The sequence below is a fragment of the Bacillus sp. MRMR6 genome (assembly GCF_001940785.1).
In the GTDB taxonomy this organism is placed as follows: domain Bacteria; phylum Bacillota; class Bacilli; order Bacillales; family Cytobacillaceae; genus Neobacillus.
Window position 1 is genome coordinate 50,105 of the sequence record NZ_MSLS01000021.1, and the last position, 24,561, is coordinate 74,665.

23 protein-coding genes, 1 pseudogene and 1 riboswitch are annotated in these 24,561 nt (G+C 37.8%); of the genes and pseudogenes, 14 read left to right on the forward strand and 10 right to left on the reverse strand.

All coding sequences use genetic code 11. The features are described 5' to 3' along the window. The first annotated feature begins 136 nt into the window (after positions 1 to 136). On the forward strand, positions 137 to 697 hold the full coding sequence (locus BTR25_RS17865) for a competence protein ComK (RefSeq protein ID WP_254842744.1): 561 nt from the start codon (positions 137 to 139) through the stop codon (positions 695 to 697). Between the two features lie 11 nt (positions 698 to 708). Here BTR25_RS17865 and BTR25_RS17870 read toward each other — a convergent pair whose 3' ends face one another. After that, positions 709 to 1,074, reverse strand: a complete 366-nt coding sequence (locus BTR25_RS17870) for a YhjD family protein (protein ID WP_075689402.1) — start codon at positions 1,072 to 1,074, stop codon at positions 709 to 711. 245 nt (positions 1,075 to 1,319) lie between these two features. Between BTR25_RS17870 and BTR25_RS17875 the strand changes: the two genes are divergently transcribed. The 7 genes and pseudogenes from BTR25_RS17875 to addA form a co-directional block, all read left to right on the forward strand. After that, on the forward strand, positions 1,320 to 2,270 hold the full coding sequence (locus BTR25_RS17875; RefSeq protein WP_075689403.1) for an LCP family protein: 951 nt from the start codon (positions 1,320 to 1,322) through the stop codon (positions 2,268 to 2,270). A gap of 50 nt (positions 2,271 to 2,320) precedes the next feature. Beyond that, a complete protein-coding gene (locus BTR25_RS17880) occupies positions 2,321 to 2,986 on the forward strand; it encodes a TVP38/TMEM64 family protein (RefSeq protein WP_075689404.1) in 666 nt (221 codons plus the stop codon). After that, complete coding sequence (lepB, locus tag BTR25_RS17885; RefSeq protein WP_075689405.1) at positions 2,976 to 3,530, forward strand: signal peptidase I; 555 nt, start codon at positions 2,976 to 2,978, stop codon at positions 3,528 to 3,530. The genes BTR25_RS17880 and lepB overlap by 11 nt, the downstream gene beginning before the upstream one ends. Before the next feature lie 183 nt (positions 3,531 to 3,713). Beyond that, entirely contained in the window at positions 3,714 to 7,214 is a 3,501-nt protein-coding gene (addB, locus tag BTR25_RS17890; protein ID WP_075689406.1) for a helicase-exonuclease AddAB subunit AddB, read from the forward strand. Next, positions 7,207 to 8,568, forward strand: coding sequence for a UvrD-helicase domain-containing protein (locus BTR25_RS17895; RefSeq protein WP_483295267.1), 1,362 nt, complete (start codon positions 7,207 to 7,209; stop codon positions 8,566 to 8,568). The genes addB and BTR25_RS17895 overlap by 8 nt, the downstream gene beginning before the upstream one ends. Before the next feature lie 586 nt (positions 8,569 to 9,154). Then, the gene (gene ltrA / locus BTR25_RS17905; RefSeq protein WP_075689442.1) at positions 9,155 to 10,963 is read left to right on the forward strand and encodes a group II intron reverse transcriptase/maturase; all 1,809 of its coding nucleotides are present in this window, start codon (positions 9,155 to 9,157) and stop codon (positions 10,961 to 10,963) included. A gap of 116 nt (positions 10,964 to 11,079) precedes the next feature. Further along, positions 11,080 to 13,515, forward strand: a pseudogene (addA, locus tag BTR25_RS17910) (helicase-exonuclease AddAB subunit AddA); the annotation flags it as partial. Positions 13,516 to 13,561: 46 nt separating this feature from the next. Here addA and BTR25_RS17915 read toward each other — a convergent pair. The 6 genes from BTR25_RS17915 to BTR25_RS17940 all read right to left on the reverse strand — a co-directional run bounded on the left by BTR25_RS17915 (position 13,562) and on the right by BTR25_RS17940 (position 15,509). Beyond that, positions 13,562 to 13,780 carry a spore germination protein gene (locus BTR25_RS17915; RefSeq protein WP_075689409.1) on the reverse strand — a complete coding sequence of 73 codons (219 nt, stop codon included), beginning with the start codon at positions 13,778 to 13,780 and terminating at the stop codon, positions 13,562 to 13,564. A 66-nt stretch (positions 13,781 to 13,846) separates the two neighbouring features. Then, positions 13,847 to 14,227, reverse strand: a complete 381-nt coding sequence (locus BTR25_RS17920; RefSeq protein ID WP_075689410.1) for a spore germination protein GerPE — start codon at positions 14,225 to 14,227, stop codon at positions 13,847 to 13,849. Between the two features lie 2 nt (positions 14,228 to 14,229). Then, complete coding sequence (locus tag BTR25_RS17925; RefSeq protein WP_075689411.1) at positions 14,230 to 14,412, reverse strand: spore gernimation protein GerPD; 183 nt, start codon at positions 14,410 to 14,412, stop codon at positions 14,230 to 14,232. Continuing rightward, a complete protein-coding gene (gerPC, locus tag BTR25_RS17930) occupies positions 14,409 to 15,023 on the reverse strand; it encodes a spore germination protein GerPC (RefSeq protein WP_075689412.1) in 615 nt (204 codons plus the stop codon). Before gerPC ends, BTR25_RS17925 begins: the two co-directional genes overlap by 4 nt. A 19-nt stretch (positions 15,024 to 15,042) precedes the next feature. Beyond that, on the reverse strand, positions 15,043 to 15,270 hold the full coding sequence (locus BTR25_RS17935) for a spore germination protein GerPB (protein WP_075689413.1): 228 nt from the start codon (positions 15,268 to 15,270) through the stop codon (positions 15,043 to 15,045). A 17-nt stretch (positions 15,271 to 15,287) separates the two neighbouring features. Continuing rightward, positions 15,288 to 15,509: a spore germination protein gene (locus BTR25_RS17940; protein WP_075689414.1), complete on the reverse strand. Its 222-nt coding sequence runs from the start codon at positions 15,507 to 15,509 to the stop codon at positions 15,288 to 15,290. A gap of 269 nt (positions 15,510 to 15,778) precedes the next feature. After that, positions 15,779 to 15,864, forward strand: a riboswitch (cyclic di-GMP riboswitch). A 156-nt stretch (positions 15,865 to 16,020) separates the two neighbouring features. Here BTR25_RS17940 and BTR25_RS17945 point away from each other — a divergent pair. Both BTR25_RS17945 and BTR25_RS17950 read left to right on the forward strand, forming a co-directional pair. After that, positions 16,021 to 16,440: an ATPase, T2SS/T4P/T4SS family gene (locus BTR25_RS17945; RefSeq protein ID WP_075689415.1), complete on the forward strand. Its 420-nt coding sequence runs from the start codon at positions 16,021 to 16,023 to the stop codon at positions 16,438 to 16,440. 225 nt (positions 16,441 to 16,665) lie between these two features. Then, positions 16,666 to 17,037, forward strand: a complete 372-nt coding sequence (locus BTR25_RS17950) for a YisL family protein (protein ID WP_075689416.1) — start codon at positions 16,666 to 16,668, stop codon at positions 17,035 to 17,037. A gap of 165 nt (positions 17,038 to 17,202) precedes the next feature. Here BTR25_RS17950 and BTR25_RS17955 read toward each other — a convergent pair whose 3' ends face one another. Next, positions 17,203 to 17,766 carry a DUF2777 domain-containing protein gene (locus BTR25_RS17955; RefSeq protein ID WP_075689417.1) on the reverse strand — a complete coding sequence of 188 codons (564 nt, stop codon included), beginning with the start codon at positions 17,764 to 17,766 and terminating at the stop codon, positions 17,203 to 17,205. A 168-nt stretch (positions 17,767 to 17,934) separates the two neighbouring features. Between BTR25_RS17955 and asnB the strand changes: the two genes are divergently transcribed. After that, a complete protein-coding gene (gene asnB / locus BTR25_RS17960; RefSeq protein ID WP_075689418.1) occupies positions 17,935 to 19,782 on the forward strand; it encodes an asparagine synthase (glutamine-hydrolyzing) in 1,848 nt (615 codons plus the stop codon). A 157-nt stretch (positions 19,783 to 19,939) separates the two neighbouring features. Beyond that, on the forward strand, positions 19,940 to 21,466 hold the full coding sequence (locus BTR25_RS17965; protein ID WP_075689419.1) for an alpha-amylase family glycosyl hydrolase: 1,527 nt from the start codon (positions 19,940 to 19,942) through the stop codon (positions 21,464 to 21,466). 49 nt (positions 21,467 to 21,515) lie between these two features. On the opposite strand, the gene BTR25_RS17970 is transcribed toward BTR25_RS17965, so the two are convergent. Together BTR25_RS17970 and BTR25_RS17975 are read right to left on the reverse strand one after the other, a co-directional pair. Then, positions 21,516 to 22,388: an SDR family oxidoreductase gene (locus BTR25_RS17970; RefSeq protein ID WP_075689420.1), complete on the reverse strand. Its 873-nt coding sequence runs from the start codon at positions 22,386 to 22,388 to the stop codon at positions 21,516 to 21,518. 306 nt (positions 22,389 to 22,694) lie between these two features. Continuing rightward, a complete protein-coding gene (locus BTR25_RS17975; RefSeq protein ID WP_075689421.1) occupies positions 22,695 to 23,186 on the reverse strand; it encodes a YajQ family cyclic di-GMP-binding protein in 492 nt (163 codons plus the stop codon). A gap of 285 nt (positions 23,187 to 23,471) precedes the next feature. Here BTR25_RS17975 and BTR25_RS17980 point away from each other — a divergent pair, with 285 nt between their 5' ends. Together BTR25_RS17980 and BTR25_RS17985 are read left to right on the forward strand one after the other, a co-directional pair. Continuing rightward, a complete protein-coding gene (locus BTR25_RS17980) occupies positions 23,472 to 24,335 on the forward strand; it encodes a CvfB family protein (protein ID WP_075689422.1) in 864 nt (287 codons plus the stop codon). A 70-nt stretch (positions 24,336 to 24,405) separates the two neighbouring features. Further along, positions 24,406 to 24,537, forward strand: coding sequence for a DUF3941 domain-containing protein (locus BTR25_RS17985; RefSeq protein WP_075689423.1), 132 nt, complete (start codon positions 24,406 to 24,408; stop codon positions 24,535 to 24,537). The last annotated feature ends 24 nt before the right edge of the window (positions 24,538 to 24,561 follow it).

A 24,561-nucleotide genomic window follows, 5' to 3' on the forward strand; every position in this document is an offset into this window, starting at 1 on the left:
GTTTTTAAAATTTTCTGATAAATTATTTCATTGATAATTTGTGAAATATTTCGTAACAATTTAAAAAATTGACCTGCATTTTAAAATTAATGATATGATTATTATGGTAAAATTTATGTTATTGGAGTTGAAAAGATTGAAGCAGAGACAAATTGAAGAGTATGAGGTAAATCCATGTACGATGTTTATCAAACCTGTTACGTATGGCAGTAAAACGTATTCGGAAATTTTTGAAGTGGAGGATGTTTTTTTATCACCTTTTAAACCGCTTGATATTATAAAAAATAGTTGCGATTACTTTGGCTGTGACTATGAGGGCAGAAAAAAAGGAACAAAACTGTTAATAGGTACAACGCATAAAATTCCAATCGCTATTGATCCAACAAACCGCATCTTTTTCTTTCCAACACAATCACCAAATCGGCAAGAATGTATCTGGATCTCTCATGAACATGTAATAGACTATTCCAGAGTAAGTCCTCAAGAAACATTAATCACTTTTCATAATAAACAAACTTATCAATTCCCTATTTCCTTCAACTCAATTAACAATCAGATACAAAGAACGTCCCACTTAAGAACTACGTTAATGCAAAGAATTGAATATAATGAAAGGAAATCTTATTATATGCTTCAGAGATCGAAATCACTGGAAGCATCAGAACCCCCGCATAAATACGGCAAAGACTTGTTCTAAATGATCATCACCTAACGGGACAGGTGTTTTTTTAGAAAATAAAACTCCATTAATTCCTGTACTTTATTGCGAATTCTTGGATTAAAGTAATTGTGCTCTTCTTCATACCCTTTATATAAAAACAGATACATAGTGAAGGCGTCGTCCCGTTTTGTCTCCATTACCTTTAGATTGTGCTTTTTCATATATTGTTTTACTTCGGCTAACTCCTTCTGAATTATCTTCATCGTATCTTCAACTAGTACTAGATAGGGTCTTTTTAACTTTAAGGGACTCTTTTCAATTATAGATAAATCCCGATTTAAAATAATTAGAACCATCGGCAAATAAATGGCTTTTTCCATTAAATTACGATCTTCATCAGGAATTCTGGTCATTCCATCAGTCCCCCTGTCTTTTATTAAAATAACAAGAACAAATGTTCTTATATATCATACGGAAAAATTAATTAAAACGCAATCCTAAAAAGGTTGCGTCTTTTATTTGTAAAAATTGGCTTAGATGTGAGAAAGTTTTTTATATAGAAGGATATAGTATTGGGGAAAATGAAATAATGTAGTAACTTTAAAAAAATATATGCAGTCAATATAGATAGAAATATCAGATAGGTGGGTGATCCAATATGCGATCAGAAAAGCATCATAATAGAAAAAAAAGAAGTTGGAGAACAGTTTTCCTTGTGTTTCTTATTGTAATCGTAGCGACAGCAGGATATTCTTATTTTCAGTATAAACAAGGTATAAATCAATCGTTAAAGAAAATCAACCAAACACAAGAAAATGCCAATATAAATGAAGTGGTCTATACTTTTGAAGGAAAAAAGGACCAATTTGGAAATACCAATATTCTTTTACTGGGAAGTGATGCACGCGGGGAAGAGAAATCACGGGCAGATACCATTATGATAGCACACTATAATGAGGATAGAGGTTCTTATAAGCTGACATCCATCATGAGGGATAGCTACGTTAGTATCCCAGGACATGGAAGGCATAAGATTAATTCTGCGTTTATGAGGGGTGGTCCTGAGCTTATGAGAAAAACCATCAAAGAGAACTTTGATATTGAGATGCAGTATTACGCGATTGTTGACTTTGAAGGCTTTGTCCAATTGATTGATGAAGCTTTTCCAAATGGAGTAGAAATTAATGTCGAAAAAAGAATGGAAAAATACATAGATGTAACAATCGAACCCGGGCTCCAAAGATTGGACGGTGAGCATATGCTTGGTTTTGTTCGCTTCCGTCAAGATGCAATCGGCGATTTTGGAAGGGTAAAACGACAACAGCAAGCATTGCAGGCAATAGGAGACCAGTTAACGAGTTTTCAAACCATCCCGAAGCTTCCAAAGTTGGTTGGGGTTGTGACACCGTATATCAATACAAATATGGATACTACAGATATTTTATTTATGGCTAAGGACTTCTTTTCTAAAGATAGGGGGGCAGTTGCAACTTTTAGAATACCAATCGAAAATGGCTATCAAGATGCAAAGATTAGAGGGGAAGGAGCCGTCTTAGAGTTAGATTTTGAAAAAAATAAAAAGGCCTTCCATGAATTTATAGCTCAATAACTATTTCATTAATGCATAACCTTATAAGCAACTATAAAAGGAGCATTCGCATGGATTTCGAACTATTCAAGGCGTGGTTTACCCTTGAGAATATGATGGAGTTAATTCAAAGATATCGGTCTTTTGGGCCTGTACCAGGAATATTGCTGCCGATGTTAGAAGCTTTCTTACCCTTTTTACCTTTATTTATTTTTGTTATGGCAAATGCGAGTGCTTTTGGTCTTTGGCTAGGCTTTCTTTATTCATGGGTTGGCTCATGTACAGGTGCACTCCTGCTCTTTTTACTTATTAGGAAGTATGGGAGAAAAAGGGCATTCTCCTTTATTCTAAAACATCCAAAAATTCGAAAGTTGATGGACTGGGTTGATGATCATGGTTTCGGCCCGCTGTTTTTGTTATTATGCTTTCCATTCACACCTTCAGTTGTTGTTAATATTGTGGCAGGTCTTTCAAAAATTAATATCTATCAATATATGCTGGCAGTGTCTATCGGAAAGATGGTGATGATTTTTACTATTAGTTTTATTGGTTATGACCTTCATTCTTTAATAACACAACCATATCGCACGGCTTTTGTCTTTCTAGTAATTTTCATTCTTTGGTATGTTGGGAAAAGAATTGAAGTAAGATTGAATAAGCGGGTTGAAAAAGGCGATAATGTGGAAAAAGAGAGTGAAATGGAGCTCAAAAAAGGGAGGAGCCTTCATGAAGATTGAATGGAAAAAAGAAGGTATAGAATGGATTAAAGCATTTGCAATAGGTTTTATTATATTCGCATTTATTCGGACATTTTTCTTTTCAAATTATGTCGTAGAAGGCGAGTCAATGATGCCAACACTTCAAGATGGAAACAAGCTTGTCGTTAATAAGCTTGGTTATCAAGTCGGAGATTTAAACCGGTTTGACGTTATTGTTTTTCATGCGAATGAAAAGGAGGATTTTGTCAAACGTATAATTGGCTTACCAGGTGATAAGATTGAGTATAAGAATGACCAATTGTATATTAATGGTAAAAAATACGAAGAGCCCTTTTTATCAATTTACAAGCAAGAAATCGTGGGAATTAAACTGACAGAAGATTTTAGTCTAAGAGAAAAAACGGGAGAAAATATCGTGCCCGACGGAAAATTATTTGTAATGGGAGATAATCGACTCGGAAGCTGGGACAGCCGCCACTTTGGATTTATCTCTGTCAATCAAGTTGTAGGTAAAGTCGACCTTCGCTATTGGCCCTTAAGTGAAATGGATGTTCATTTCTAATACAATAGATAAAAGCACGAGCAATCGTGCTTTTTATGTGTTTATGGCCGTAGAAATTCCCATTTATGGTGGTTCAACTAACCATCAGTGGGAAGGAAGAAAACCCCACTGATGGAAGTTGAACTATATGATAGAATGAAAGATACAGAGTTATTGCAAGAGTAAGGAAAGCGAGGTTGTAACATGTCATTAAGAGTGGTGACGGGAAGGTCAGGTACTGGCAAATCGTCAATGTTTTTAGCTGAAATAAAAGACCTTCTTTTGGAAAACCCGGCAGGCGCACCAATTGTATATATTGTTCCTGAACAGATGACGTTTTTATCTGAATATCGTTTATCGACTGATCCTGAGCTTGGCGGAATGATTCGTGCCCAAGTGTATAGTTTTTCTCGGTTAGCTTGGAGAATCCTTCAGGAAACGGGTGGTATTAGTCGTTATCATTTAAGCAGTGTGGGAATGAATATGCTAATTCGAAAGATTATCGAAGATCAAAAAGACCATTTGAAATTGTTTCAAAGAGCAGCAGATAAAACTGGCTTTGTGAAGCAAGTTGAGCAGATGATTACCGAATTTAAACGTTATTGCGTTAAGCCGGAGGAATTAACACAAGAATACCTAAACCTTATTGAGCGCAATGATTCCTCAGCTAAAGTCTTAATCGACAAGCTTAAGGATTTAAACATCATCTACCAACAATTTGAAGAGGAAGTATTCGGAAAGTACATTGATTCGGAGGATTATTTTCGTTTGCTTTCCGAGAAAATTAAATCCTCAGCATATCTTAGGGATGCTGAAATATATATTGATGGTTTCTACAGCTTTACACCCCAGGAATATCTAGTAATAAAGGAATTAATGAAGAATTGTAAACGTGTATCTATTGCTCTTACTACCAATCAAGTAACATTTGATTCAGCAATTGATGAGCTTGATTTGTTTCGATTATCTAATGAGGCTGGATCTGCCATTTCTGAAATAGCAAAGACCGAAGGAGTTGAAAGGGAAGAACCCATTTTGTCAGAAGGCCAAATGAAAAAATGGGTTGATCCCTCACTTTTTCATTTAGAGGCAAATTTTGACTCACGCCCAGCAGTCCCATATCGAGGGAAAACAGCTATGCATATTAGTCAGGCGGCTAATCGAAGAGCAGAGGTTGAGGGGATTGCTAGAGAAATTCGCCAGCTTGTTCGGGCAAAGGGTTATCGTTATAAGGACATTGCCTTATTGATTAGAAATGGGGCAGACTATCATGACATTGTGGAGCCTGTATTGACTGATTATCAAATTCCCTACTTCATCGACCAAAAAAGAACGATGCTGAATCATCCCTTGATTGAATTAATTAGATCTTGTTTAGAAACCATTAACTCGTTTTGGAGTTATGAACCTGTTTTCCGTGTCATTAAGACTGAGTTAGTATTCCCACAGTATGAAAACCCGAATACCATGCGTGAGAAGATGGATTTACTAGAAAACTATGTACTTGCATATGGGATTAAGGGGAGTAAGTGGACTAAAAAGGACCGGTGGATATACAGGCGTTTTAATGGTTTAGAAATGGGAACAAACGTGCAGACGGATGCTGAAAAGACAATGGAACAGCAGCTAAATGAACTAAGACTATTGGTTACAGCACCCATACTCCGGTTATCAAGACGCCTTAAAAAGGCAGATACAGGGCGTAAACTTTGTGAAGCAATCTACCTACTATTAGAAGAGTTAGATATACCCTCGAAACTTGATAGTTGGAAGCAGTCGGCTGAAAAGAAAGGTAATCTTGTCCGAGTGCGTGAGCATGATCAGGTTTGGAATGCTGTCATTGATCTTTTAGATCAATATGTTGAAATACTAGGTGACGAACCAGTATCTATTAAAACTTTTTCATCCATTTTAGAGGCGGGCTTTGAATCTCTTTATTTTTCACTCATTCCTCCAGCTATCGATCAGGTTGTGATTGGAGATTTAGAAAAATCAAGGCTGACAGATATTAAAACAGCATTTATTGTCGGTGTTAATGAAGGTGTATTACCAGCCAAAATAGCAGATGAAGGAATATTTGCGGACCAAGATCGTGAATTGCTGCTAGCTGCAGGTCTCTCTATTGCTCCCAGTAGCAGGACGCGTTTGCTAGATGAGAATTTTCTTGCCTATAAAGCTTTCACCATACCAACAGAGGCACTTTATATTAGCTATCCCCTTGGTAATGAAGAAGGAAAAGCGCTAATCCCTTCTTCGTATATTAAAAGAATGAAAGACATGTTTCCAGAAATAGAAGAGCATATCTACGTGACAGACCCTTCGGAGTTGAAAGAAATAGACCAATTGGATTTTATCACGAATTACAGAACGACGATCTCCTACTTGAATGGACAACTCTTGTTGAAAAAGAGGGGTTATCCTATATCAGATCTGTGGTGGGATGTCTATAACTTATATTTAGAAAGTACTTGGAAGAAACAAGCTGAGAAAATATTCTCCAGTCTATTCTATAAGAATCAAACTGTTAGTCTTTCTAAGGAAGTTGCTGATGAACTATATGGTGAGACCATTCAAGCTAGTGTTTCAAGAATGGAACTATATAACGGATGCGCATTTTCACACTTTGCCCAACATGGCCTTAAGCTTCGTGAAAGGCAGATCTTCCGCCTAGAGGCCCCTGATATTGGGGAATTATTTCACGCGGCGCTAAAACATATTTCGGATATTGTAAATGAACAGAAGATTTCATGGTCACAGCTATCAAGGCAACAATGTGAAGAGTTGTCAAGAGAAGCGGTCAGCGCTTTAGCACCAAAATTGCAAAATGAAATTCTGCTTAGTTCGGAGCGTCATCACTATATAAAACGGAAATTAGAGCAAATTATCACAAGGGCTTCACTTGTGTTAAGTGAGCATGCAAAGGTAAGTGGATTTTCACCGATTGGGTTGGAATTAGGCTTTGGACGAAACGGGAAGCTCCCACCACTTTCTTTTTCATTGAAAAACGGGAAAAAAATGGAACTAGCAGGGCGAATAGATCGGGTCGACCAGGCCGTTTCACAGGATCATGGCGTTTATTTACGTGTAGTTGATTATAAATCAAGCGAAAAGGACGTTAATCTAAGTGAGGTATACTATGGACTTGCTCTTCAGATGCTAACCTATCTAGATATCGTGATTGCACATTCAGATGAGTTAGTCAATATGAAGGCTAGCCCTGCAGGGGTACTTTATTTCCATGTTCACAACCCATTAATTAACACAAAAAAAATGCTGACACTTGATGAAATCGAAAAAGAGATGATGAAAAAGTTTAAAATGAATGGCTTAATGCTGAGTAATGAAAATGTAATCCGGTTAATGGACCAAACTCTAGAATCTGGTGATTCACAAATCATTGCTGCTGGAATCAAGAAGGATGGAAACTTAACGAAAAAGTCAAAAGTCGCAAGTTTAGATGAATTCGATACACTAAAGACTTATGTTCGCAGATTGTATCAGAAAACAGGGGATGCGATTGTAGATGGCCATGTAGAAATTTCTCCATTTAAATTAAAAGATAAAAGCCCTTGTACGTTTTGTTCTTATAAATCAGTATGTCAATTTGACGAAACAATTGAAACGAATCGTTACCGAGTCCTATCTCCACGGTCAAATGAAAATATTTTTGAGTTAATTCGAGAGGAGGCAGGTAAAGTTGAGTAAGCTCATAATCCCGTCAATGCCTGAAGGCTTGACTTGGACAGAAGACCAATGGAAAGCAATTACAGCAAAAAATCAGGATATTTTAGTGGCAGCGGCTGCAGGTTCTGGGAAGACGGCTGTCCTAGTAGAGAGAATTATTCAAAAAATCTTATCAGAGCAAGATCCAATCAACGTTGATCAGCTCCTAGTAGTGACGTTTACAAACGCATCGGCCGCTGAAATGAGACATCGAATTGGGGAGGCTTTGGAGAAGGCAATCGACGCAAATCCCGGGTCAAGGCATTTAAGAAAACAGCTCTCTTTATTAAATAAAGCATCCATTTCAACTCTCCACTCCTTCTGCATGGAGGTCATCCGAAATTATTACTATTCAATTGATGTTGATCCAAACTTCCGAATTGCAGATGTTACTGAGGCACAGTTGATTCGAGACGAAGTGATTGGTGAATTGTTTGAAGAGGAATATGGCAAAAAAGAAAATGAGCGCTTTTTTACTTTGGTTGATTCCTTCACAAGTGACCGAAGTGATGCTGCGTTGATGGATATAGTAAGTTCTATTTATGACTTCGCCAGATCAAATCCCTTACCTGACCGATACTTGCAATCAATCATTCAAATGTACGATGTATCCTCAGTGGAAAATGTAGAAGAACTCCCTTTCATTAAGGGACTATTATATGATATTGAACTGCAATTTGAAGGTGTACGAGAGATGCTTAAAAGGGGATTAGAAGTAACGAGGCTCCCTAACGGTCCTTCACCGAGAGCCGAAAACTTTATTGAGGATCTTAACGTTATCGATACGCTTATTCAAGCTAACCAGGATTCATGGACAACCCTTTATAACGCGATGCAAATTTGGTCCTTTTCCAGAGCAAAACAAGTAAGAGGTGACCATTTCGATAAAGAATTAGTTGAAAAAGCTCAAAAGCTTCGCGATAAAGCAAAGAAGAAATTACAAGATATTAAGGAAGAGCTCTTTTTAAGAAAGCCAGAAAGTTTTTTACGTGACATGAAAGAGATGCATCCACTAATCGACACATTGGTTGGCCTTGTGCAGGCTTTCTCTATTCGGTTTGAGCAAGCAAAACGTGAAAAAGGCCTAGTGGATTATGCAGATTTAGAGCATTATTGCTTGGAGATTTTAACTGGTGAAGTGACTTCACAAGGTGAATTTTCTCCATCAGAAGCTGCTCTTGGTTTTCGTCAGCATTTCAAAGAGGTCTTTGTAGATGAATATCAAGACACAAATATGGTCCAAGAGACGATATTAAAGCTTGTCTCAGAGGAAAACGAGCTAAATGGCAATTTGTTTATGGTGGGCGATGTAAAACAGTCTATAGTGCGCCCATAAGGGTATTGTGTATTTCACCGTTGGGCGGTGAATAAACTACAGAAACGGTTTATATATCAGCCGACTTATCTTGGCGGGAAACCAAAGAGGGAGTGTAGCATGTCGGTTAAAGTCATAAGTTAACCTAAACGGAAAGGTTACGACTGAATGGCGAGATATCAAAGATTCGTATAAGGAAGAAGGCTAAACTGCTTGAAGAACAATCCGAGCGGGGGCATGCTGACCGTCTAGGAAACCGTTTGAAACCTAGAATCCATTCTTACTTTATCCTATATATGGAGGGATGAAGTATGGGCGAGTGTACTAGATTAATGCACAAACCTAGTTTCTGAAATGTAAAGAATGGACGCGTCTCAAGATTGAGAAAAAGGATGAGTGTTCCTTCCGGCAACGAATCGCAGCCTATATACAATATACTAAATGGGGATTACCTAAGTTGGAATGCCACCTGGCTATGTACAAAGGTACTGAATATTCAATATGGTAACGGAGCTCCCGTAGTAGTCCGAAATAGGGAAAGCCTATTACATGGCAAAGGGGAGCAGCTTACAATGTATAAACAATGAAGAAGGGAGCGAAATGCTCTATGCAAAGTTCAGATATTGTATTATACAATCTATCGAAACAAGCAATGAAAGAAAATTATCAATATGACCGCTTATACCGAAATCTTTATAATGAAGATTTCTATCTAAAAGCTTATTCTAAGATATACAAAAATAAAGGCAGTGCAACAAAAGGAATCGATGATGAAACAGCTGATGGATTCGGTGAGGAAAAGATAAAAGCAATTATTGACTCACTAAAAGATGAGAGCTATCAACCGAAGCCAGTCCGTAGAATAAATATCCCAAAGAAAAACGGTAAGACAAGACCATTAGGAATCCCAACATTTTCAGATCGAATAGTTCAAGAAGTTTGTCGCATGATTTTAGAAGCTATCTACGAGCCAACATTCTCACAACACTCACATGGGTTTCGGGAAAAAAGAAGTTGTCACACCGCTTTAATCGAAGTTAAAAATACATTTTCGGGCGTAAACTGGTTCATAGAAGGAGATATTAAAGGATTCTTTGACAATATTAATCATCAAGCGCTTATCAATATTTTGAGAAAGCGAATTAACGATGAGAAATTCATTCGGCTTATATGGAAATTCCTAAAAGCAGGTTTCGTAGAAAATTGGAGATTCGAAAACACCTATAGTGGAACACCACAAGGCGGGATCATTAGTCCTTTACTAGCGAATATCTATTTGAATGAATTTGACTCGTATATTGAAAAAGAATTGAAACCATCCTTTGATATCGGAACTCCTAAGAAACGTAAACGAAATACAGAATACCGGAAATATGATATGCGTAATCAACGATTAAAGAAGAAAATTAAGGAGACCACCGAAGAAAGACTTCGTGAGACTCTAATTAAAGAGTACAAAGAGAACAAAAAGCTTCTTTTAACTTTACCCTATTATGAGCCTAGTAATGAAGGCTATAAGAGCATGAAATACGTAAGATACGCCGATGATTTTATTATCGGTGTCAATGGCAGTAAAGAGGATTGCGAGCAACTAAAAAAATGTGTAGGGGAATTTCTAAAAGAACATCTTCAGCTAGAAATGTCGGAAGAAAAAACGCTGATTACACACAGTACCAATCCTGCAAGATTTTTGGGTTATGACATTTTAATTAGCCATGACTTAAGTGCAGCAAAAGATAAAAATGGTGTGGTCAAGCGAAAATATCGTGGCTATGTACAGCTGCGAATTCCTAATGGAACAATTGAAAAAGTGATTATCAATCGTAAAATGGTCAAAGAAATAGATGCGAAGCAATGGGATATGCTTCACAGACCTGCATTAATCGGTCTATCTGACTTAGAAATCATCGAAACGTATAACGCTGAACTCCGTGGATTATATAATTTTTATTGTCTAGCGGAAAACGTCAATCAAAAAATGTGGCAATTACGATACGTTATGGAATACAGTTGTTTAAAAACACTTGCGAATAAATTCAAATCCACAGTTGGTAAGATGAAAGTAAAATACAAGCAAGGTAAGGACTGGGGAGTAAAGTACGAAACAAAGCATGGTGAAAAAATAGCATATTTCTATAAAGACGGATTCGATAAGAAAAAAGAATTCTACAAATTTGATATTGATGAAAAGCCTAACCTTTATGTATATCAAGGAAGAAACGACTTAGAAAAACGGTTAAGTGCACAACAATGTGAACTATGTGGAGATAATCATCCTGACACGAAATTTGAGATTCATCATATCAACAAAGTGAAGAATCTTAAAGGAAAGAAATATTGGGAATGGGCGATGATTGCAAAACAACGGAAAACATTGGTTGTATGCAAAAAATGTCATATTGAAATTCATAAATAAAGATAGATGTTTGTAAGTGGAGAGCCGTATACTCTGAGAGGAGTACGTACGGTTCGGGGGGGAGTTTCTAGAAACCTACTGCAGAAATGTAGCAAGGCGCTGGATTCTTACCCTACTATCGATTTCGACTAGCTGAGCCTAATTTATTTTTAGGTAAATATAATCGCTTTAGGCAGGATGGTCATGAAGCTGGTTTACGCATTGATTTGGCGCGGAACTTTAGGAGTCGTAAAGAAGTACTCGAAGGAACAAATTTTCTATTTAAACAAATTATGGGTGTCAAAGTTGGGGAGATTTTGTACGATGAGGCAGCCGAGCTGAGACCAGGTGCCACGTATCCGGAAAACGAGCCATATCCAATAAAACTAATGCTTATTGATAAAAATGATGACAGCAAGGAACTGCTCTCAGAAGAAATTGAGGGGGAGATGGCAACCGGAAACGCTGATGAGTTTAATGTAGGTGATCTAGAAAATTCACAGCTGGAAGCTAGAGTAATTGCGGCCCAAATCAAGGCTTTAATTGCAGAAGGAAAGCAGGTTTATAATTCAAAAACGAAAACCTATAGACCAATTATGTACCGAGATATGGTTATTCTGCTCCGATCCATGACTTGGGCACCGCAACTTATGGAGGAATTTAAGCTACAGGGAATTCCAACCTATGCTAACCTTTCAACTGGATACTTTGAAGCTACTGAAGTGGCGGTCATGATGTCGCTATTACGTGTCATCGATAATCCATTTCAGGATATTTCGTTAGCCTCAGTATTACGATCCCCGATTGTGGGGCTGAACGAAGAAGAGTTGGCTAAGATTCGTTTGAGAAACAAAGGAACTTTCTGGGATGCCGTTAAGACTTATTGTCGTAATCAACCAGTAGAAGGAACAGAGGAAGTTTATGAAAAAGTACGGAACTTCTATGGGTATTTGGCAGAATGGAGGTCGCTTGCAAGGCAAGGATCTTTGTCTGATTTAATTTGGCAAATATATAGGGATACACAATTTTATGACTTTGTTGGAGGTATGCCGGGAGGAAAGCAGCGTCAAGCCAATTTACGTGCATTATATGACAGAGCAAGGCAATATGAACAAACTTCATTTCGAGGATTATTCCGCTTCTTACGTTTTGTCGAAAGGATGATGGATAGAGGAGATGACCTTGGGGCTGCAAGAGCCCTTGGAGAGCAGGAGGATGTCGTTAGAATTATGACCATCCATAGTAGTAAAGGCCTGGAATTCCCAGTCGTCTTTATCGCAGGATTATCTCGGACCTTTAATATGACTGATATTCGAAATCCTTATATGCTTGATAAGGATTACGGATTTGCTGCAAAATATGTAAATGCCGAAAAGAGAATCTCCTATCCGTCCTTACCGCAAATTGCCTTTAAACAAAAAAAGAAAATGGAAATGCTTGCAGAGGAAATGCGTGTCCTATATGTGGCCTTAACTAGAGCTAAGGAAAAGCTTTATTTAATTGGAACATTAAAAGATGCGGGAAAAATGTTGGAGCAGTGGCATGAAGCTCTTTCAAATTCCGACTGGTTATTGAGCGATTATGACCGAGCTAGTGCTGCGAGCTTCATCGATTGGATAGGGCCTGCCATAATCAGGCATCAAGATTGCGAAGGTTTATGGAAAGCAAAAGCCCCAAGCATATTGGTTCCTTCTGAAATTAACTGTCATTCATCTTCTTGGGAAGTAAGTATTCTGAGCGGAGTGGAGATTGAAAAACAGCAACTTGTTCAGGAAATGGAAAAAGATCCTTTTATGGAACGAGTGGAGAATAACGCATCTGTTCCAATTAAGTCATTCTATTTTGATGAAATTCAATCGCGCTTAACCTGGGAATATAGTTTTGGAGATGCTGCAAAACATCGTTCAAAACAATCCGTTTCAGAAATGAAACGGCAACGAGAGATTTCAGATGAACATAGTGGTACTGAATTGGTAACCAAGTATAACAAGTCAATTATGAAACGTCCGAAGTTTATGCAAGAAAAGGCATTGAGTCCTGCTGAAAGGGGGACTGCACTGCATATGGTTATGCAGCATGTTGAACTGCAGAACCCGATTAGTCTAGATACACTCACAGAACAAATAAATTCAATGATCCATAACGAATTATTAACTGCAGAACAAGCGGAGGCCGTTGATTTAGACCTAATAGAAAATTTCTTTTTGTCAGATTTGGGCCGGAGATTAAGAACTGCGAACATGGTGAACAGGGAGGTTCCATTTACCCTTTCCGTGCCGGCTTCTGAGGTATACCCTTCATGGCAAGGTGAACATGAATCTGTTTTTGTCCAAGGGATAATAGACTGTGTATTTGAGGATGAAAATGGGCTTATCCTCATTGATTTTAAATCTGATCGAATAACAGGTCGTTACAAAGGCGGTTTTGAAGAAGCCAGAACCATCCTGAAGGACCGCTACATGCTGCAAATGAGCTTATATACAAGGGCCTTAGAACAAATTTGGAAAAAGAAAGTCTCTGAACGATATTTAGTTTTCTTTGATGGTTCCCATGTGTTAGATCTTGATCAATAACAGCTAAAAGTAAAGCGACATAACCCCAAAGAGGTTTATGTCGCTTTTAATTATTTCCTGCAATAGGCTGATCAACAAGTTTGGTATCGAGTACATTGGTACCACTTAACCCATTCCAGGTAAGATTCAATAATCCAGTACTAAAGCCTCCGGAACCTGCATTTGTCTTAGAGGCACTTTTAGGAGAGATATATACTGTATCCCCAAAATGAACAACGCCTCCATCTATACTAACGATTTGTAATGGGCCAATAATTGCCGGCATTGAAAACATCCTTTTCTATAGTAACGATTCTTTCTAATCCATTATTAACATATGCCTACAATACTTCTATTGTTCTTCATTTTTCGGCAGCAGCTGCCGGATATGCTTTACCCTAGCTTCCATTGAAACATATTCACTATTTCCAACATGTAAGACTGCAGACGAAGAAAGACCTATAATCGCAATTTCATTCACTTTAATTAACGGTTTTGTTGATCGAGATGAAAAATTGATAGTTTCAGTAATTGGCGGTAAAGGAATCGCTTCACTAAAAATCGGAAAGGAGGAAAATTCGCCTTCTTTATCAAAAAAAATCTCTGTTTCCCGTTGAACGGCTAATGCACGAGAAAAGCCATTAATGATTCGAGAGTCTCCAAGCTGTACAATGGATGAAAAGGAGACTGTCTCAATATTTATGGAATTGACAACAGAACTTCTCTGAAGCATTCTTATCCCCTTTCTGGTAATAGCGGAACAAATGGACCTATTATTAACGATTCAGCAGGTGTGTCAAATGTTGATGCTAATTGGATGGTTTGTGTGTCACCGATCATTACTAAAGAGGAGCTTGCAACCCCTAGGATTCTAATTGTGTCTACATGTAGTTCGCGGTTATAGACTTCAAAGTTCATTGCTGTTTCATTCCTTTCGCGTTTTCGGGTAAATGATTAATAAAAACAGTGACTCCATTTTGAATCTCCTGTTTAATTAACTCAATGATGTTTGCGTCATCGCCTTCCCCACTTCCAGAGCGCCCATTAGAGGAAGCGGCTTTGAGATGATATTCAATTCTAGAAGGGAGTTGTTTTTGGATATCTTGTTTGATAAAAGCCAGATAGGAATCATCAATCTCGACATTAAGATTCTTTTTAGTATCCTCAAACAAAGCTGGTAGGTCTGACTCTAAGTAACGGAAAATTTCATCTTCGATTTTCACCGTTCTTTGCATCTGCATTTTAGGAGAGAATGGGGTGTTTACTGATTGATTTTGTACAGCAAAGTCTTCAATCGCGGATAGATCAGATGGGTTTAAGCCGATATTTAATGTGCCATCAAGAGTTTCAACTTTTAACTGATCAAATTTATACTCAATTTTTTCAACATTAATTGAGGGTTTACCCTTTATTTGTTTTATTTCCTCGCTCATTTTTTGTAATGTTTGCTCGAGCATTGCTATTCTATTTTCTTGGGCTTGAATCGTCATCTGTAACCATTGAAGCATTTGTGAATAATCCTGGTACATAAAATCACCTCACTCACTTCTACTTTTGAACCCGGACGGGTGCTTGTAAGGGCACTGCCAATGCTCCGTGACTAGTATCGCCAGTCTGGACAGCTGCAGGGGCTGGCTCAGTAAAGCCCCCTGTATTATATAAATATGATGCAGGTTTAATTATGCCTGAACTGCCGATTTGCAGAACAGAGGAGTTGGCAATACTGCCGATTTTTATAAAATTGATTTGTATGGACTGCTGTATATAAAAATTCATCCTAACCCCCCGATTCCTCAAGCATTGAGAAGTATTCCTTGGTCCATAATATCCGAATCATATGTGTTTGTTGAGCTTAAGCTGTTATGAACATTTAAACTTTCCCCAGTATTAAAGGAACCTGACCCGGAAAAGGTTTTTGCAGAAGAAAATGGCATGATTTTATAGACATCACCAATATGGAATACAGAACTGTTTCCAAGTGAAATTACCTGTGCGGCTCCAACAATTGCTGGCATGAACAACACCCTTTTTTGTGTATTATTGCTAATATCGTATGTATGGGTGAATGTAATGTGATTCATTCGCCCAAAAAAGTGTCATGGAGGTGGTAGGGTAAGTGTGACTGACAATTTTAAGGTTTAGTTCATTATCATGATGTAAAATTTACAAATAGTCCAAAATGCCTATCAGTTTCATTGGTAAATAGTATTTTAGTAGGATTTTCGATTCGTAGAAAACAATTTATGATGGGAGTAAGAGATCAGCCAGTCCTTTTAACACTGATTCTCGATAAAGGCAAAACTGATGAAAATCAGTGACGCAAAGCTATAGGGGCTAAGGTGCATAGCACGATGCCAGCCAGCTACCGAAAGAATAGGGTGTTTTTCATAAAAGTTTCTATGGTTTCATAGTTTCCTATGAACTGTAGTGGTTCTATGTTCCCCCCTTTCGGTAAAGGCGGGGTTATTTTATTTAACCCTGGAAAACCAATTTATGGGAAAATTTGGACAAGGGGTGGGAAGCTGTATGGGTATTTTGAAACAGAAACAACAGAATGTAAGTATTGAAAGATTTCCTGTAGAACATCATTCATCCCAGGTATTTACATTAAATACGGTTTACTGGGGACAAAGAAAAAAAGCTAATAAATGTGATAATCCACTTATGTCGCTGCTTCTCGATGGTGAAGTTACTGAAGTGATGGTGAATGCGCCAAACCAAGTATATTGTGAACGTAAAGGAAAGCTAGAACTTACAAAAATAAACTTTCGTGACAACGACCATATTTTAAAGGTACTTCAGGCAATTGTTGCTCCTCTTGGCAGAAGAGTGGAAGAAAGTTTCCCAATTATTGATGACAGACTCCCAGATGGATCACACCTTTTTGCGCTCATTCCTCCTTTAGTTTTGGATGGACCGACCTTAACTATTAAGAAAAAAAGGTAACGGTCGATTCTTAACAAAAACAAACTTACTACGTTATTTGTTGTATTTATCCCGCATTAACGAGCAGTAAGACCCCCACCTTAAGGTTATGAGTGAGAAGGAGAAATTCTAGGTGGGGGATGAAGAAAATCCCCACTGATGAAAGTTTCACTTTATCTTAGTAATTTAGGACAGGCTGTGATATGATAATTTTCGGATAATGATTCGAATTTAGGAGGAAATTAGATGATTCACGGTCATATTACTGCTTGGTTTTTAGCTCTAATTTTGTTTGTGGTTGCGCTTTTCTTATACAAGGGAGCAAAAGCAAAAGGTGCAAAAATTGTTCATATGATTTTAAGAGTTTTCTATTTGCTAATTATAGCAACTGGTTTTATGATTCTACCGAATATTTTTGATATGACAATGCAGTATACTTTGCTTTATATCCTAAAATTAGCAGCAGGAATCTGGGTGATTGCCCTATTTGAAATGATTCTAGGAAAAACTGCTGGTAATCGTAAAACTTCAATTACTTGGATTCAATTTGTAGTGGCACTCGCACTTGTTTTATATTTAGGCTTTGTTTCATTACCAATGTCATTTTTAAACCCATAGAAAAAAGCTGCAATTTTTGCAGCTTTTTTTCTATGAAAGATTAGTGTCTAGCTCCAGCGCTAGCCCCTCGAAGTCATAAGCCAATCTGTTAAGAAGGTTAAAAAGCAACCTTCTAGCCGCTCGTCTTATGCTAGTCGGGGCTGACCAAGGCGCTTGCGCTTTTCTTCAGGAAATAATTTTCTCGATAATTAGCCGTTTTCCTGTGTTCAACGTGAATTCGAAACGGTCATTCACCTTCTCATAATAACAAAAGTGGTGCTGAACATTGCATATCTGTTCTTGATTGTCAAAAACAATAAAGTTTACACCGTCTTTTCGATTCTCGTCAGATAAAAAAGATAAGTGATTATAGCAGTAGATACAATCATAAATGCTGAAATCTAATGAGTTTAATGTTGTTACGAACTGAAAGAAAGCATCGTCGTTAATACCTTCTAATAATCTTTCTAGGGAGTAAATTAAATGCTTCCTTATTCGCACAGAGTCGTTGTCTTTTAGCATGATCATTTCATTTCCAATTCGAATTTTACCTATTTCAACTAAAAGTCCCTTTTTCCAGCGATTTAAGCGAAATATTTCAATCTCTTGTTGTATAAAATCATCTAACATGGCGGCTTCTTCTGTTTCCTCATCAAAAAAAATCCATTGATCATTTATCTGTTCAACAGTGCCTTCATTATATGCTCTTAATTGAAAATCATAAAGTCTTTCTCGCTGCTGTCGATTCATCTTTAACCTCCGTACTTAGATGCTCTCATTTCTCTTTGTAGACATCTTCGATAATTTTTATAACCTGTTTCTCATAAATTGGACAATTTACCAAATAATTTGGGCTGAATACAATAACACATGCAGGTGAATATCCAGTGCACGACTACTAGTGAGAGGTGAATAAATATGTGCGGAGTATCAGGCTGGGTTGATTTTAGTAAGAATATGAGAAAAGAGAGCAAGACCCTCGAAATAATGGCAAATACTCTTGCAAAGAGAGGTCCAGATGAGACCAATCTCTGGCACGATACACATGTTGGACTTGGTCATAAGCGGCTGATTGTTGTTGACCCTGAAGGGGGAAAACAGCCAATGACCAAACAAAAAGAAGGTAATGGTTATACAATCTGTTATAACGGAGAGTTGTACAATACAGAAGATATCCGCAAGGTTCTCCTTACTAAAGGATATTCCTTTAAGGGGCATTCTGATACTGAAGTTCTGTTAACAGCCTATATAGAATGGGCAGAAGAGTGTGTAAATTACTTGAACGGGATTTACGCCTTTGCGGTCTGGGATCAGAAGAAAGAACAGCTTTTTATTGGCCGGGATCGTTTAGGGGTAAAACCATTGTTTTTTACAGAGTCAGGAAGTGGCCTTTTATTTGCATCAGAGATAAAGGCAATATTAGCCAACCCAGGAATAAAAACAGAAATAGATCAAGAGGGACTTTCTGAGATTTTGGGAATGGGCCCTTCTAAATCACCAGGAACAGGAATCTTTAAGGGAATCAAAGAACTTAGACCTGCCCATGCGCTCACTTTTTCTAGAAACGGCCTTAAAATTTGGCGTTATTGGAATGTAAAGAGCAATCAGCATTTGGATAGTGTTGAGGAAACAGCAGAGAAGGTTCGTTATTTGGTTACTGATGCAGTGACGAGACAGCTTGTATCTGACGTGCCCTTGTCAACATTCTTATCGGGAGGTCTTGACTCAAGTATCATCACAGCTATTGCAGCACAAGGATTTGCAGCACAGGATAAAGGTCAGCTTCACACTTACTCGATTGATTATGAAGGAAATGACCGATACTTTGAATCAAATGAGTTTCAACCAGACTCCGATGAAAGATATATTCAAATTGTTACAAACAAGTTTGATACAAAGCACCATTTCAGAAAAATTTCTCAGCAGCAATTAGTGAAGGATTTAACAGAAGCTGTTTATGTCCGGGATTATCCTGGAATGGCGGATGTAGACTCTTCACTGCTTTGGTTTTGTAAAGAAATAAAAAAGGACTTCGTTGTAAGTCTTTCAGGGGAATGTGCGGATGAAATTTTTGGAGGCTACCCTTGGTTTCATCGTAAGGATGATTTAGAGCGGCCTGGTTTTCCTTGGATGCGTTCTGTTCACGAACGAAATCAGTTATTAAAGCCATCTTGGCAGACAAAATTAAAATTACGTGACTATGTAATTGATAAGTACAATGAAGCTATCTCTGAAACACCAAGGTTAGAAGGAGAAAGCCTCGAGGAGTCAAAACGGAGAGAGCTTTTTTATATTAATATGACACATTTTATGACCACTCTGCTCGACAGGAAAGACAGGATGAGCATGGGGGCAAGTCTTGAGGTGAGAGTTCCCTTTTCAGATCACCATCTTGTTGAATATGTCTGGAATATTCCTTGGGAGGTCAAAATGTATCAGGGTAGGGAAAAAGGAATTCTAAGAAAAGCTTTCGAAGGGGTACTTCCAAACGAAGTACTATATCGGAAAAAGAGTCCATACCCTAAAACACATAACCCTGAGTATACATTTGCAGTACAGAAACTGATGACTGACATTTTGAAAGATAAGAATTCTATTCTTTATGAGTTTTTTAACCAGGATCTCTTAGTTGAAATTGTGGAATCTGGCGGAAATTCATTTAAAGAGCCATGGTTCGGCCAGTTAATGACAGGTCCTCAATTGTTAGCTTACTTAGTCCAGCTTCATATCTGGTTTAAAGAATATAATATTAATATAGTGAACTGACTAAGATAAAATTTGGATTCACTCACGGAATGGATTAAAATAGTGTAGGGAAGGGGGCATCCCTCTTCCTTTCTATAAAAAAATAGGAATGTTAAAATTTGAACTTTGCATAGTGTCTAGCTCCACGCTAGCGCTTTTCTTATGAGGAGGAGATAAAATGAAGAAAAAATTAATCTTATATTTAGTATTTTTCACCCTACTGCTATATGAAGTTCCTACATATGCGAATGCCCAAAAAGAAGACAGGCTTTGGCAGGATGAAACGATATATTCGCTAATGGTTGACCGTTTTAATAATGGCAGTACAAAAAATGATCTTAAGGTTAATACCCAAGATCCCTTAGCGTATAATGGCGGGGATTTTCAGGGGATCATTGATAAACTAGACTATATTAAAGATATGGGATTTACTGCTATCCGGCTCACCTCCATATTTGAAAATGCAGAACGAGGTTATCATGGATATTGGGTTAAGGATTTTTATAAAACAGAGGAACATTTTGGCTCACTAGAAACATTTAAGAAATTGGTGAAGGAAGCACATGACAGGGAGCTGAAGGTAATCATTGATTTTGTAACTAATAATGTCTCCGCTGAACACCCATGGCTATCAGACCCATCTAAAGAGGACTGGTTTCATGAAAAGCGAGAAATCAATGATTGGAGCAACCCGCAACAGGTTGAAAATGGTTGGTTTAATAGTTTGCCAGACCTTAATCAAAATAATTTAGAGGTAAAGGAATATTTATTTAAAGCAGCCAAATGGTGGATTGAAAACACGGACATTGATGGCTATAGTTTACCGGATGTAAACCACGTTCCTATAAACTTTTGGGCAGAGTTTACAGACGAAATTAAACAAGAAAAGGAAGATTTTATTTTAATCGGTGTTCCATCCACTACATCCAAGCTACAAAAAGAAAATTATCTCGCAGCCGGTATAGATGGTATGTTTGACTATGCTTCTACTAATATTCTTAGAGAGGTTTTTGGATCAAATAATCAATCGTTACATCCAATAAATACAAAAAGTGAGGCAACTGACTCGCAATTGTCGATTAATTTTTTCGATAATGAAAAGACAACAAGATTTACGAGTGATATTGTTGAAAATAAACATTTCCCTGGTGCACGCTGGAAGACAGCGTTAACTTTTCTATATACATCTCCTGGAATTCCAGTGGTCTTTTATGGCAGTGAGATTGCCTTAAATGGGGAAGAAATTCCTGATAATCATCGTTTAATGAATTTTCGAACAGAAAAAGAACTCATGGATTTTATTACAAAGCTCGGTGAATTAAGAAATCAACTTCCTTCCTTGACAAGAGGGGATTTAGAAATGATTTATGACAAGAATGGAATGATGGTGTATAAACGTTCGTACGAAAATGAGACGGTTATTATTGCTATTAATAATTCGAGCGAGTCACAAAATGTTACCTTGACAGGTGAACAAATTGATGTGGAAAAGGAATTACGCGGTTTACTTAAGGGTGACCTTGTTCGAAATAATGATGGAGAATATCCGATTATTATCGATCGGGATGAAGCTGAAATTTATGTTTTAGCAGAAAAAAGCGGTATTAACCTTTCGTTAATAGGGGCACTAGCTGCTGTTTATTTATTATTTATGTGGTTCTTAATAACGGTATTGAGAAGAAGGAAACGTAAAGACATAAATTAATTAATTTATTCTAAGCTCCAGTACTTTACGATGGTACTGGAGCTGTTTTTTAGCCGTTCACAATTTTTCCACCATTGACATGGAGTATTTGACCGCTTACATAAGATGAGTCTTCGGAAGCAAGATAAACATAGCTTGGGGCCAGCTCATATGGCTGACCAGCTCTGCCCATAGGAGTATCGGATCCGAAGGTAGAGACTTGGTCTTCAGAAAAGGTAGAAGGTATTAACGGGGTCCAAATTGGTCCCGGAGCAACACCGTTCACTCGGATTCCTTTTGAGGCTAGTGATTTTGCTAGGGAACGTGTAAAGCTGACAATGGCACCTTTTGTTGACGCGTAATCTAATAATTGTTCATTTCCGGCATAAGCAGTAATAGAGGCAGTATTTATGATCGCTGCACCTGGCTTAAAATGAGGAAGTACCATTTTTGCCATATAAAAGTATGAGAAAATATTGGTTCGGAAGGTTTTTTCTAATTGGGCAGAGGTTATATCTAATAAACTTTGCTGTGGGTGCTGTTCGGCTGCATTGTTTACTAAAATATCAACCTTTGCGAATTGGTCAATGGTTTTACTAACAATATCCTGACAAAAATCTTCACTGCCAATATCACCCGCAAACAGCAGGCATTGTCTTCCCTCTGCTTCCACTAATTGCTTAGTTTGTTCTGCATCTTCGTGTTCATCCAAATAAGAAATAGCTACATTAGCTCCTTCTTTGGCAAAGTAAACAGCTACTGATCTTCCTATACCACTATCTCCCCCGGTAATAATTGCCGTTTTATTTGCTAATTTTCCGGAACCCTTGTAATTTGAGTCAACTGAAATCGGACGAGGATTCATCTCACTTTCAATCCCAGGTTGTCGGTTTTGATGCTGTGGCGGAAACGTCTTCTTCTGTGACTGTTGATTATTACTCACTTCAATCCCCCTCGAATATAGTTACCATAATAGTTTGGGGAAAATCGGTGAAATTATTTAAGAAATAAGCTCTGTTAAAGAATTATGTTGATTTATTACCACAAGTTGATTGGAATGGAAGGCACGAAGACTCCTCGAAATTGCTATCGCAATTTCTTCGTGCGTGGGCAAATTCCAAGAAGCTATTCAACGTCCTGCGGTCGCCCGCGGAAAGCGTAGTGCCTGGAATGGAAATCAACAATCAAATTTAACAGAGCCAAGAAACAAAAAAGGTGAAAGAGGATTGCTCCTTTTCACCTAAGATCATTATCGATAATTAATAAATTGTACATCAACCGTTAAATCTGCTTCCCGAACTAAAGCAATAATTTTTTGTAAATCATCACGGTTTTTCCCGCTAACTCGAACTTGATCATCCTGAACTTGGCTTTTTACTTTTACACCACTATTCTTAATAATGGTATTAATTTTTTTAGCATTTTCTTTATCAATACCTTGGACAAGTTTAGCTCTCTGTCGTACAGTGCCTCCAGAGGCTTTTTCAATCTTTCCATAATCTAGATTCCTTACCGGAACACCTCTTTTTATTAATTTTCCCAGCAGGACGTCTTTTAGCTGATCCATTTTATATTCGTCATCTGACACAAGGACAAGCTCTTCCTTATCAAGGGTAACGTCACTCTTACTACCTTTAAAATCATAGCGCGTTTTAATTTCTTTCATCGTTGCAGTAATGGCATTTGTGACTTCAGTAAACTCGACTTTGGATACAATATCAAATGAACTATCTTTTGACATTTTGAAACCTCCGATAATTAGATTTAGTATGTAGACTGCGAAATTTTGCAAAAGTTTCCCTTTATGCCTACATTATAGTAAAATATAGCAGTTCATACAAGAAATGCGGAAGCGCATGGCGCTGCAGCTAGTCAGAAAAGCGGAAGTGCCTTGTCCAGGGGCGACAGGCATAAGACGAGTCGTTATGAAGGTTCGCACTTTAACCTTCATGACGGATTGGCTTATGACCCGAGCCCCTAGGCACTGTAGCTAGACAATAAGAAAAAGCAGAAAAAGGTGAGTTATATGTCATTAAATGAACTTACAGGTCAAACGACCACATTAACGGTTGCCCGAAAGGCTTCTTTTGGCTACTTTTTGACAGATGGAAACGAAGATGTATTACTGCACATAAATGAGGCAGACCGTGAATATGAAGAAAATGAATCCGTCGAGGTGTTTCTATATGTGGATTCTGAAGGCCGTACATCTGCCACTACAACCATACCAGAGGTTGCTATAGGACGCTATGCATGGCTTAAAGTAACTGACACCAATCCTAAAATTGGCGTGTTTTTAGACATTGGTATTAAAAAGGATTTATTATTAGGAATAGATGACCTCCCTGTTCATAAGTCAGTTTGGCCTAAAGCTGGCGATTTAGTATATGTTACTTTAAGGGTGAATCGCAATTACCTTTTATATGCCAGGCTTGCTTCTGACCCGATCATAGAATCAATTTCGACTAAAGCAACACGCAAAGACTTTAACAAAAATATTCAAGGGCATATCTACCGAACAGCAAAGGTAGGCAGCTGGATTTATACTCTTGAAGGGTTTAAAGGTTTTATCCATGAGTCGCAGCGACTTAAAGAGCCGCGTCTTGGGCAAAAGGTGGAGGGAAGAATCATTGACGTCAAAGAGGATGGTACAGTCAATATATCCTTGCTGGCTAGGAAAGAGGAATCACAAGACCAAGATGCCGAGAGAATTTACGAATATTTATTAAGTAGAAACGGCGCAATGCCATACACCGACAAGAGCATGCCTGAAGAAATACAAGAGCGTTTTCAATTAAGTAAAGGGGCTTTTAAGCGAGCCATTGGAAAATTATTGAAAGATGGCAGAGTATATCAAGAGGGCAACTGGACTTATCAGAAGAAAGATTAAGGTTCATTACATACTCCTTTTCAAAATGACAGAAACTAATGACCGATAGCAAATTGAAAGGGGTATAAAGATGCCGCACACATCTGATAACGATAAGAAAGCACAGGACAACAATGCACTTCGACATGAGAAAAACATGATGCGTGAGAAGAATCGTCAAGAAGGTAAACGTCAATACTCTAAAAAGACAGACCATAAGTAAATAATAAAAACGAAAATAAAAATA